Source organism: Alteromonas sp. 1_MG-2023, assembly GCF_030547075.1.
Lineage (GTDB): Bacteria > Pseudomonadota > Gammaproteobacteria > Enterobacterales > Alteromonadaceae > Alteromonas.
Genome location: NZ_JAUOQH010000001.1, coordinates 380,804 through 393,221 on the forward strand (window position 1 = coordinate 380,804; position 12,418 = coordinate 393,221).

Annotated in this window: 9 protein-coding genes; 2 read left to right on the forward strand and 7 right to left on the reverse strand. The window is 43.0% G+C overall.

Annotation, left to right across the window (positions count from 1 at the left end):
• Window positions 1-30: 30 nt before the first annotated feature.
• Together epmA and efp are read right to left on the reverse strand one after the other, a co-directional pair.
• Complete coding sequence (epmA, locus tag Q4561_RS01600; protein ID WP_303457008.1) at window positions 31-999, reverse strand: elongation factor P--(R)-beta-lysine ligase; 969 nt, start codon at window positions 997-999, stop codon at window positions 31-33.
• A gap of 298 nt (window positions 1,000-1,297) precedes the next feature.
• Window positions 1,298-1,867, reverse strand: a complete 570-nt coding sequence (efp, locus tag Q4561_RS01605; RefSeq protein ID WP_303457011.1) for an elongation factor P — start codon at window positions 1,865-1,867, stop codon at window positions 1,298-1,300.
• A gap of 36 nt (window positions 1,868-1,903) precedes the next feature.
• Here efp and epmB point away from each other — a divergent pair, with 36 nt between their 5' ends.
• A complete protein-coding gene (epmB, locus tag Q4561_RS01610) occupies window positions 1,904-2,929 on the forward strand; it encodes an EF-P beta-lysylation protein EpmB (RefSeq protein WP_303457014.1) in 1,026 nt (341 codons plus the stop codon).
• 2 nt (window positions 2,930-2,931) lie between these two features.
• Here the strand turns inward: epmB and Q4561_RS01615 are convergent, their stop codons facing one another.
• On the reverse strand, window positions 2,932-3,123 hold the full coding sequence (locus Q4561_RS01615) for a hypothetical protein (protein ID WP_057793966.1): 192 nt from the start codon (window positions 3,121-3,123) through the stop codon (window positions 2,932-2,934).
• Between the two features lie 190 nt (window positions 3,124-3,313).
• On the opposite strand from Q4561_RS01615, the gene Q4561_RS01620 reads away from it, so the two are divergent.
• Window positions 3,314-3,628, forward strand: a complete 315-nt coding sequence (locus Q4561_RS01620; RefSeq protein WP_303457017.1) for a hypothetical protein — start codon at window positions 3,314-3,316, stop codon at window positions 3,626-3,628.
• A gap of 51 nt (window positions 3,629-3,679) precedes the next feature.
• Here the strand turns inward: Q4561_RS01620 and Q4561_RS01625 are convergent, their stop codons facing one another.
• The 4 genes from Q4561_RS01625 to Q4561_RS01640 form a co-directional block, all read right to left on the reverse strand.
• On the reverse strand, window positions 3,680-4,984 hold the full coding sequence (locus tag Q4561_RS01625) for a hypothetical protein (protein ID WP_303457019.1): 1,305 nt from the start codon (window positions 4,982-4,984) through the stop codon (window positions 3,680-3,682).
• A gap of 103 nt (window positions 4,985-5,087) precedes the next feature.
• Window positions 5,088-5,765: an HAD family phosphatase gene (locus Q4561_RS01630; RefSeq protein ID WP_303457022.1), complete on the reverse strand. Its 678-nt coding sequence runs from the start codon at window positions 5,763-5,765 to the stop codon at window positions 5,088-5,090.
• Between the two features lie 228 nt (window positions 5,766-5,993).
• On the reverse strand, window positions 5,994-7,496 hold the full coding sequence (locus tag Q4561_RS01635) for a GAF domain-containing protein (protein ID WP_303457025.1): 1,503 nt from the start codon (window positions 7,494-7,496) through the stop codon (window positions 5,994-5,996).
• Window position 7,497: 1 nt separating this feature from the next.
• Window positions 7,498-12,006 (reverse strand): chemotaxis protein CheB, encoded by a 4,509-nt coding sequence (locus Q4561_RS01640; RefSeq protein WP_303457027.1) that lies wholly within the window; start codon window positions 12,004-12,006, stop codon window positions 7,498-7,500.
• Between the last annotated feature and the right edge of the window lie 412 nt (window positions 12,007-12,418).

The window sequence follows — 12,418 nt, forward strand, 5'->3', positions numbered from 1 at the left end:
GTAAACGTTTGAGAAAACTAACGGTAAGTCCTAAGCTCGACTAACAGGGAAGTTAAGCACCTCCTGAATATGCGAAGCGCCTATTTTAAGCATTAACAACCGATCTATACCTAACGCTACCCCTGCGCACTGTGGCAAGCCGCTTTTCAGTGCTGACAAAAGTCGCGTATCAATGGGCTTTTCGGTCTGGCCATTATTACGACGCTTCTCATTGTCTTGCTCAAAACGTTGCTTTTGTTCTGAAGCATCGCTGAGTTCATGAAATCCGTTCGCCAACTCTGCACCTTTAAAATACACTTCAAACCTGTCGGCAGTACGTGAGTCTTGTGTATTGATGCGGGCAAGCGATGCTTGTGAAGCAGGAAACCCAAATACAAAACACGGGCGTTCTTGGCCTATAACGGGCTCAATCTCCATTGCAAAAAGCAATTGTAGCTTACTGTCTTTATCAAGTTTTTCAGGGCTTGAAATATCAATGTTACAGTCAGCCATTTTAGCCAAAAGCATCTCATCAGTAGTGGTTAGTGGGTCAATGCCCAACCGAGATTTGAACACATCTTGATAACTCACTATCTCGCCAGTGTCTGTGCCAAGCGTTTCTATTAGCAGCGCATCAACTTCTTGCATTAGGGCGTGATGATCGAAACCCGGTCGATACCATTCAAGCATAGTGAATTCAGGATTATGCCAGCGCCCTTCCCCTTCATGGCGAAATGCTTTGCAGATTTGATATATAGCGCCACTTTGATCACACAACAGGCGTTTCATAGCGAATTCAGGAGACGTCTGCAGGTATAAGTCTACCGGCTTACCATCCTGCGAATAATTAAATCTAGTATGGAATCCGTCTAGGTGTTCATCGGTTACCGTACCGCTGGACAACAATGGTGTTTCTACTTCAAGCACATCACGGGTATAGAAAAAATCCCTTATGCTTCGAAGTAAGTTTGCTCGCGCAATTCGAGAATCATGTGATGAGGTAGGTTGCCAGTCGTTCATGAACAGATGCGTCTTTACTTGTTGAAAAGAGTGGTGATAAATACGATAAACAGCGTTGGGGTTATCAACTCTTAACCGTACGAGATTCGAGCTTGCGATGCTTTACCTAAAGAAGCTTTACCATACGATGCTTTACCTTAATATGTTTAACTTAAGGGGCTCAAGCTGCTTAAGCTTACAATACTTGGGCTTAATCTGGCGAATAACGCATAAAAAAATGCGTAACGATAAGCGAGTTACCGATGCCAAATACGGCATCGGCTAACTGCAGCTTTTTCTACTTACTTTTTACTTGTTCTTACTTCTGCGCGCGAGACGCATATTCACCAGAGCGAGTATCAACTTTAATTACTTCACCTGTTTGCACAAACAAAGGAACACGTACTACTGCGCCCGTTGTTAGTGTAGCTGGCTTACCACCTGTACCCGCTGTATCGCCTTTAAGGCCTGGATCAGTTTCAGTAATTTCAAGTTCAACGAAGTTAGGTGGCGTTACTGTAATTGGCGTACCGTTCCATAACGTAATAACGCAAACATCGTTTTCGACTAACCACTTAATACTATCGCCTACTGCTTTTTCGTCAGCCGCGATTTGTTCGAATGTTTCGTTGTTCATAAAGTGGTAGAATTCGCCGTCGGTGTACAAGTAAGCAAGCTCAGTGTCTAAAACATCTGCGCCTTCTACTGACTCACCAGAGCGGAAGGTTTTTTCTAAAACTTTGCCTGAAATAAGTTTACGAATTTTAACGCGGTTGAATGCCTGACCCTTGCCCGGCTTCACGTATTCGTTTTCTAAAATGTTACAAGGTTCACCGTCCAGCATAATTTTTAGGCCGGCTTTGAACTCGTTAGTGCTGTAATTAGCCATAATTCCTCTGTCTAAACATAAGGTACAAAAAATTTCGTGGAACAAATAATACCTAAAAAAGCGATTTCTGTAGAGCATAACTGGCAAAAAGAATTAGCTAATAGCTTTACCAGCCCTGAAAAGCTGTTGTCTTTTTTAGATTTACCTGCCGAAGACTACGAACAAGACAGTAAAGCACGACGCCTTTTTCCAATGCGTGTTCCACGGCACTTTGCCTCGTTAATGGAAAAAGGAAACCCAAACGACCCACTTTTTCTGCAAGTGATGCCCCTTAAAGAAGAGTTTAGTATTGAACCGGGTTACACGAAAGACCCGTTAGAGGAACACGATACTGCGGGCAAAGGTTTGTTGCACAAGTACGACTCCCGTGTGTTACTCATGGTTCGCACTGGGTGCGCCGTTAACTGCCGCTATTGTTTTCGCAGGCACTTTCCTTATGCTGATAACGCGGTGAATAAAGCCCAGTGGCAAGAGGCAATAGATTACATTGCTGGCAACCCAGCCATTAACGAAGTGATTTTTTCAGGCGGCGATCCGCTAATGGCAAAAGATGATCACCTAGCTGAATTAGCAAAGGAAATTGCCGCAATACCTCATATTAAACGACTTCGCATTCACACTCGTTTACCGGTTGTACTGCCCAAGCGCCTCGATAACGCTTTTTTTGACTGGTTTACTCAGCTGTCTATTCAAAAAATACTCGTGTTGCACGTAAACCATGCCAGTGAAGTATCACCAGCGCTAAAGCGCCGCTTAGAGAAGCTACGCACTCAAGGAGTTACCTTGTTAAACCAATCGGTGTTACTTGAAGGTGTAAATGACTCAGCAGATGCATTGTGTGAATTAAGTGAGAGTTTATTTGATGCGGGGGTTCTGCCTTACTATTTACATGTACTTGATAAAGTACAAGGGGCAAGTCACTTCTATGTCAGTGATGACAAGGCAAGACAAATTATGCAAGAAGCGATAAAGCGCCTACCAGGTTTCCTTGTGCCTAAACTCGTGAGAGAGATAGGCGCTCAGCCTGGCAAAACGCCCATCGACTTACATTTACATCCCTAACCTTAAGCGAAAGTGTTTATATTTCCGCCTACAGCAGGATTAGAAGATGTTGATTTTGGTACGTCAGCTGAATTTTCTAAAAGCTGAAGCGCCGCTTTTCCTTCTTGCTCTTGTTGACCCTTGGCCAACTTAAGTGAAGCGAGTTCAAGTGACGCACCGGACGTTCCAGAGGCACTAGCACCTTGTAGATCCATACCGTTTTCCTTTGTTGCTTGAAGCAAAGTAAAAAAATAGGCAAAATTGCCCACCTTCGAGGTTATCGGCTAGTGATGCTGAAACTTTAATCTAATTTTACACTGCTTTTTTCAGGCGACTTATGTAAGACGTCTTTTAAGGCGCTTTTTATGAGGCTTCTTTTATTGGGCTTCTTTTACAGGAAAAGATATGCAAGCTATTCACCAACAACTTCAAGATACTATCCAGACCCTTTATCGTAAGGCAGTGGATGCAGATCAGGCATTGGATCGCTTGCAAAAAGACAGTCAAGGCAAGTTCGCCGCCGTGTTTGCTGAAGATAGCCCGTTCACCACACAAGCTAAACGCTTTGGGCCTTATGTAGAAGAGATTGCGTTAGATTGGCAAGCGCTAAAAGACATGACAGAAGAAGAAGCAAAGGCAGCCTTACCTGCGCTTGTTAAGAAAATTGAATTGGCGCTCACCACGGTATCGCAATTTCAGCAATCATTAGCAAGTAAGTAATAGGTCGCAAGTAAACCTGTTCGCGTTTTGCAAACAGGTTCCTGCCGAATGTTATTTTGACGCGTCTTTAGAATACATAGGCACTTGTTTGATAAGGCGCTTAATCTCAGCCACTTCATTTAAATAGGCTTCGCTGTCTACTTGCCCATACTTTTCGGTAAACGCTTGCTTACTTAATCCTTCCGGAAAGACTTTTATTGCAGGAACAATGTCATTGTCAGATTGAATTCGTGCCACGGCATTTTGTGTACTTTCTGCATGCTCAGGCATGGTTGCTATTCGCGCAAATTGTGCACCAGACATATCAGCCCCTAAATCTACAAAACTGTAGCCTGAACCACCTGCACCTCTGTCCATTAACTCTTTAAATTCACCAATAGCCCACGACATATCTTGCTCGGCAAGCAACTCAAGGGCAGCTGAAATAATGAAATGGCGGGCTAAATCGTTACGCTCCAATAAAATAGCAGGGGCACGAGGCTTTAGTGCTTTTGTTGGGTCAGGCTGTAAATCACCCACTAAGCTGCCAATACGATAATGCCCTACATAAGCAGCAAGGGCTAAAATCACCGCTTTGTTATGTAGTACTGCCTCTTGCGGCGAGTTACTTTGCTCTCTTGCGCGAGCCATGCCTTCGCGTAAATACTCTATAAGTGGCACTGGCTTCTTAGATAAGGCTAAATCTCGCCCTGAGATATACCGTAAATAATAAGCGGCTAGGGTTTGAAGCTCTGTTTCTTCTTCAACGCCCATATTATTAGACACTACAGTGAGTTCTTCTAGCAACGAGGCCAGTGGCGCGGTATGCAAAGATACTTCACCCGGGCGCATAGTCACTTTTTCAACCCGCGTTAGGGCGATGGTAGCAATTTCAGATTTAGTCCAATAGTTAATGCCCTTTTCTGCAAGTTCTAGCATGAGCGGGCCGGGTAAAGATAAATCTCCTACACTGATGTAGTCAATTTGCAGGCTGTCGCCTGGTAAAATTAATGCTGATACATTGAAATATAAATCGACGCTACTTGGCGAAAAAGTAAAAGTGATGGTACTGCCAATGTCAGTAACGTTCACTACACCACTGAAATTAGGTACCGCCCGCTGTAAAACACCCACCAAGCTTTCGATTTGGGTTTCCGTTAAATTAATGACATGGTTTGAACTGCGTTTTGAAAACGCATTCTGCAACTGAGCAAGCAAGTCGTTTACGCTATCTGCACCATCCAATTGGTTGGGCGCATTCGCCACCACCAAAGGCGTTCGCTGAACCACGGCTACCGTTACCCCAATAAGTACTACAAAGGTAACGATAAACAGGGTAACGATGAGTCCAAGTACCCAACGGCTCACACTTTTCATGATTTACTCACTTCCCAAACACCATGAATACATTCAAAAAACGACCTTACTTGTGCGCGACTTTGTGAAGATAAGAAATAGTAGCTAAATCTCGTGTTTATGACTAGCGCCCTGTGATTTCTTGTTCTAACCATAATTGTAAGCTTTCGTAACGAGAGGTCGCTCTCGAAAAATCATGGGTGGCTGATTGTGTGGTTGGAATAACCACGCAAGGTAACTCTGCCGATACCGCAGATTGCATGCCGGTGTAGGTATCTTCAATGGCGACACACTGTGCTGGTGAAACCCCTAACTTTTTCATTGCTAGCTGATAGCAATCTGGCGCAGGTTTACTGTGAGTCACGTCTTCTACTGCCACTACGCAAGAAACGTAGTCAGCCAGTCCATAATTTGAGAGGGTTTTCTCTACCGACAAAGTACTTCCCCCAGTCACAATTCCTATTATGTAGCCTTTATCAGCGCACTCTTTAATGGTTTCAGCCGCCCAAGGCATTAGCGGAAACGCCTGCTCAGATAAATACGCTTTTATTTTTTCTTGCTTCTTTTTCGCCAGTTGCTCGGGCACGGCGTCTAAAGAAAAATGCTTAACGACATCCTTGGCATTTTGTTTAACCGGAATACCTGCCATGACTTTGCAGTAGAACTCATCGGGTAATTCAGCCCCATGGCTAGCCACAATTTCTTGCCACAAAGTAAAATGAACACGCTCTGAATTTATTAAGGTTCCATCGTGATCGAACAAAAGCGTGGTAGTGGTGCGAGAAACTGAAGAATTAGCCATCTGTTTTACCTCGAATGCGGTTAGTTAACGGTTACTTATGTGTCGAATACTCATTTAGTCAACGACTGGTTTGGTGACTACTGGCTTAGCCGATTTTTAAATACTAATGCAAGCACCTAGAGAATAATTTAGATGAATACGTATTTGTGTGACTCATAGATGTAACGGTGGAATGAACTCATAAGCGCCTCTATCAAAAGGCGCTTTAAAGTACGTCATGGGAACAGCTTAGCGGGTTAACGTTCTAATTAACGATGCCCGAAGCTTTTTAGCGAACAAGATATCTCTTTTGGTCCAAGGTATGCTTTGCTCCCCATCAACTTCACTCCACCGCTCAAAGGACGCCCTAGGCGATAGTGTGCCCTGTTCGTTAATGTCCTTCTCTGGCTTGCCAGCCCAATGGGTTATTTGTGCCTCTGGCTGCCTAAACACATATAGACGTGCCTTCGCCAATTCGTAGTTCATACGAATGAGCATTACACCTCTTACGTTTTCTGGGTCTAATGCATTTAATCCTTTGTACTGGCGAATGTCTTGAGTATGTAAAATGACATCAGAAGTATCTGATTGAAAGACTTTATCAATACGTTTTAATTGATTGGTGTCGTAGCCGTCACCCTCACTCAGGAACCACTGGCCGTTAATGTAAATCGCGGCACCGCAAGCGGTAAAATCTCGCTTTACGTCTTCTAAAAACCCTTGGGTAGCTTGGGCATCTTTTAAACGTAGTTTATGGGTTATAGCCCCTACTTTTTCATCAAGGGATGTCAGTAGTTGAAGTCGTTTTTTCGAGTTGTGTGTGGAATACACCATAGAGAAATACTTAACCAGCATTTCAGCCTGGTTACGCAAATGCGCATCAATATGTGATTCAGCACTATTGTGACAAGATATTATGCCCCACAACTTACCAGTTTGAATAATAGGAATAGAAAACGAGGTCCCCACTCCCATATTTTGCATGTACTCAGCATGAATAGGTGACACACTACGCAAATCCGAATAGGTCAAATTCAGCGGCTGCTCCGCTTGATTTAATAAGTCTGCGGGTAATGCAGTCGTACTGGCAATATATCGGGATGGGTTTTCGAAATACATTTTACGGGCAATTGCAGGTATATCCGATGCTGGAAATTTCAATCCGATATATTTTGGTGCGTCTTCAATCACTTTTTCTGCTACTACTTCCCCACTCCATAGCTCATTAAAGCGATAAAGCAGTATACGTTCACAGGGTAAGAACTCATCTAAGGTGGAAACCAATTGCCCCCAGAAGTCTTTATCTTCCCAGTGCTGTTCTATGGTAGGGAGTATGGCTGATCTTAGTTGCAGATATTGCCGTTGAGATACATTGGCAATGCTTGCCTCTATCTCAATTAAGATACCTTCATCGCTGCGGTGGCTTCTAAAATTTAGCACATCATCGTCGAATGGTTCATGGAACGCGTGAGCTCTATCACCTGCTTTTGAGCCTAAATTGTAAAGCAAGCTCAAGGGCAGCCAGTCTAATGACTTTACTGGGCTTCCCACCAACTGGTCGGGCGAAATATTAAGGAAGTCAGCTAAGTTACTGCTAGCTGCAGTAACTTGTAGCGATTCATTTTCAATAAAGAATGCCGCACCAAATTGCTGAATCTTGCCACTTAAGTGCAGCGCTTCTTTTTCGCAATTTTCAACCAAGGCGTCTAAATCATCGTATTGCTTAGTACGGGTAATAATATCGGTATCCATTTCATTGTTTGCTTGTTAAAGCATTGAGCTCTGAGCAATTAAGCATAGGCGACAAAACGAGCCCTTGCGCTACATCGCAACCTATCTCCCGTAAATACGCCAGTTGCTGTTGCGTTTCCACTTTATCGGCAACCACTTTCAGGCCTAAAGCTTTGCCCACATCCACAAGTGCTTTTACCAACTTGGAGTTGTCATTTGCCTCGCCAGCTTGCTTCAGTAAAGTGCTGGAAATTTTAATTTCACTGGCTCCATTCTTCTGAAGCTGAGATATCGCGCTACCGTATAAACCGTAGTCGTCGATACTAATAACACTGCCCATTGACGCTAGGGTTCTTAAGCGATGGTAAATTCGCTCTTCGCCACTTTCAATATCTTTTTCAGATACTTCAAATTTAAACAACCCAGCGGTGAGTTCATAGTGTTCAAGCACCGTGGTAAAGTTTTTAATGAAATCTGATGTTAAAAGCTGCGCCCCTGACAAATTAATCGCAATAGCGGGTAGTTTATTCCCCATTTGTATGTATTGAGAAATTTCCCGAGCCACAAGCTCTACGGCTTCAAAGCCAATACTTTCAATTAACTTTCCGCGTTCAGCCACGTTAATAAACGACTGCGCGCTTAACAGTTCTCCATCACTGTTTGTGTAACGTAATAATGCTTCAACGCCCACAATGGTATTAGAGGTAATTTCAAATTGAGGCTGATAAACCATCGAGAACTGTTTACCTTCTAACGCCACTTTAAGTTGCTTCTCAACTTTTAAGCGGGCCACCGCTTGTTCTTTCATTTTAGCGGTAAAATACTGATATTGATTTCGTCCTGATGACTTCGCTAAATACATCGCCTCATCAGCGTGCTGCAATAGTATTTCTGAGCTAATACCATCGGCAGGATAAACTGCTATGCCTATACTGGCCGATACGGAAATAGAATGAGTAGATACATCAAACTCTTTTTGAACTTGGCTGATAATGCGCTTCGCAATATCATCTATCTCGTCTATGTTAGTAGCCGATATTAAGGCCACAAACTCATCACCACCAATACGCGCTAACGTGTCAGTATCCCGAATACATTGCTGCAAACGCTTAGTTACCTGTTTGAGCAATAGATCACCTATCTTGTGACCTAAATTATCGTTAACCGGTTTAAAATTATCTAAGTCGATAAACAGTACACCACACAATTGCTTGCTTCGTTTCGCGGCGCTTATCATTAAGCCAAGGCGCTCTAACAACACTGACCTATTAGGCAACCCGGTTAATTCATCATGGGTAGCAAGGTATTCAATGCGCCGTTGCATATTCTTTATTTCGTCAATATTGCTGTAGGCGGCGACGTAGTTAACCACCTCACCGTTTGCGCCTTTTACGGCATTAACGGTAAGCCACATTTTCACATGACTACCATCTTTAACTTTGTTGATTACTTCGCCTTGCCAAAAGCCTCTTTCAATTAATGAGGCTTTCATTGCAGCAAAAAATTCTTTTGAATGCTCACCCGACTGAAGTATCTTAGGTGTTTTACCTGTTAATTCCTGTTGGGAAAAGCCGGTAAGTTCAGCAAAAGTTTCATTAGTAGTCAGAATGCGTTGGTTTGCGTCGGTAACAAGAATGGCTTCACTGGTGCGCTCGAATATCTTACCCGCTAGTCTTAACTGCTCGTTGGCGTGCAACTCTTTGGAAATATCGGTGGCTTGGGTACAGATAGATTTTATTGTGCCTTCGGCATCAAAAATGGGAAAGCGAACGCTTTTAACAATAACTTTTCCGGTACGCAAGGTGAACTCATCAAGGGTTTCCACCGGTGATAAGGTACGCATAGTATCTAAGTCTTTTTCACGGAATTGCCTAGCAATATCACGGTCAAAAATCTGTAAGTCAGTTTTACCGATAACATCTTGCGCGATTACTCCAAACACTTCCTCGAATCGTGAGTTAACAAACTCATACCGGCCCGCATTATCTTTAAGTGCAATCAGTGCCAGAGAGTTATTCATTATGGATAAAAGCTGCTCTTGGCTTTTTTCAATGCGTTCGTGCGCAAGCACTAGCTCTGAATTATCCACAATCACCAAAATAGCCCCAGTGATACGGTCTCGATTGTTTAGCACAGGCGTAATGAAGACATTATAAGTCTCTTGGCTGGAAGGCTTGATAACCATGCTGGTTTTCACACCGTTACGCAGGGTTTTGCTTAAGCGCTTTTCAATATCTTCAAAGTAATCGGGAAAGTTTAACGAGTAAATGGGCTTTCTGAACGATCCATTGTTTAAGTGAAAACGTCGATTCGCGGCGTCGTTGGTTCTGCTCAAACAGGTATCCGTATCGAACACTAAGATGGGGAAGTCTAAGGTATTGTAAACGCTAATCATCTCGCTGTTTACAGCGCTTAAATCAGCAGACTTACGCATACTCTCTTCGTTTACACTAATAAGCTCTTCGTTAGTGGCTTGCAACTCTTCGTTGGTGGCTTCTAGTTCTTCGTTATTTGCCTGTAGCTCTTCGTTAGCAGCTTGCACTTCTTCATTCAGTGCCTGCATCTCTTCAGCCGAGGCCGCCATCTCTTCGGTAAGGGTTTGTAATTGTTCCCGCGCCGCAATTAGCTCGGCAATATCCGCCTCGGTATTTGCAACCGCGTCTTTAGGCTCAGTGTCGATGATGGTCTCATCTTCATAGAAGCTGACCAAATAATGCTGAGGGTTTTGATTTTCAAGGGGTAATACCCGCAATTTCCAAAGCTGACTATCGTCATTAGACAAACGCTTAGCTCGACTTACGGTTATCTCACCTGTGCGGCTGGCTTTATTTACGCAAGAAATTAAATCTGCCGCAAAGGGAGCCGCAATAAGCTTCGATAAATTGAGATCTGGCACCCCGGATGGAAAAGTAATAAAGCGCTGCAAATTCCCATGGGAATGCAAAATGGTGTATCTGTCACTTATGAGTAAACTTGGCCCGAAACAATCAAGCACTGAGCGGGTAAAAATGTTTTCGTAGCTGTTAGTGATAGCGGCTTTGGTCTTTTTTGTATCAACGTGGCTTTTAAACATTTTAGGTAGCGTGGGCGCTTTCGTAGCTTCGCTTACTTTAAAAATTCGACTGCGCCTATCAAGCGCCACAAACATATCTTCAGTAGAGCCTATCGACTCTGACTTACCTAAAAATAAAATCCCTTCGCTAGTTAATGAGTAGCGAAACAGTGATAAAACACGCTGCTGCAAGTCACTATTAAAATAGATAAGCACATTTCTAAATGACACCATATCTAAATGTAGAAACGGTGGGTCCCGGGTAATGTCTTGACGAGAAAACGTAATCACATCACGAAGTTGTTTTTGTGGGTAATAGGCATTATCTGCGTAGCGAAAATACTTGTCTGTTAAATCTGACGAAAGACTAGCAATAGCTTGAACAGAATAGGCACCTTTGCGCGCGACGCTGAGAGCATGTTCGTCAATATCAGTAGCAAATACTTGTAAGTTCGCTTCTACCCCTTGGGCTTCCAATGCTTCCAAAAATAAAATAGCTAAAGAGTAGGCCTCTTCACCGGTGGCACACCCCGCGACCCACAACCTAATAGCATCACCATTATTTTTTCGCTCAACGATAGTATCAATATGCTGCTTAATCGCTTTAAAGGCCACGTCGTCTCTGAAAAAATCTGTCACTGAAATTAATAACTCTTTCGATAACGCGATAATTTCATCGGCATTGTCGTCTAAATAAGCAAGGTAGGTAGGCAAGTCTTCTGTTTGCGTGGCAATTAAGCGGCGGTTAACTCTGCGCAATAAGGTAGATTGTTTATAAAAACTAAAATCTATTTTGGTCGCGTTTCTTATTTTGCCATATAGCTCGCTCATTAATTCACTACGAGTGTCATCCTGAACGGCCAAAAAATTCCGCGCAATATTCTGTGATATATTCGCGATTTCCTGCCCCATTTCTTGAGGCTCTAAAATGGAGTCTACGGATACATTATCAAGGGCCGCTTTGGGCATACCATCATATTTCGCAGAGGCTGGGTCTTGCACAAAAGCAAATCCACCCACACTTTTAATCGCCTTAAGACCTCTTGCGCCATCGCCGCCAGTACCTGAAAGCACCACACCAATGGCATGGTCGCCAATTTCATCTGCTAACGATTCAAACAAGAGATTAACTGACGGCTTAGGAGAGAGTTCGTCTGGTGACTTATCTAAGTGTAGATACCCTTCTTTATATTTGAGGTGGTAACCTGGAGGGCCAACATAAATGGTATTTTCTTTTATTTTGCAATGAGGCGAAGCTTCAACCACGGGGTAATCAGTTTCCCGGGCTAATATTTCTGACATTTGGCTTTTATGGGTTGGAGATAAATGCTGCGCAATAATGAAAGAAGCATTAATTGATTTAGGCAAGTTGCTGACTAAATTAATCAGCGCTTCTATGCCGCCGGCTGAAGAGCCTACACCCACAATAAAAGGAGCTATCTCTGGTCTAGCCACCCGCGATGATGGTAAAGATTCCATACTACATTTAGCTCCATTTGAGTTAACTGAATGCCAATGCGAGCACTCAGTATTTGCGGCATCTTCACCGCATCTAATACACTTACTATACCAGCAACCTAGACTTCAGAAATATACTAAAGACTAAAAATTATTAAGTTAAATAAAACGCTATTTTTACTTAAAAGGTTCAAAAATTGACTTAATTAATATATCAGCGACGTATCGATATAGAAAAAACATGAGCTTAGCAGCACTTGAAATATCACTAACCAATTGATATTTATTAAGTTGAATTAACTATAAACCATTTCTTTTGTAGTAGTGAAGTAGATTTTGCTGGGGATGAGGTTCTGCTTAGCTAGTATAAGTCTGCTTAGTAAATGTGAGCCTGCTTAGCTGTTTTAGAGAAGCAAGTGCATACGTATTCATA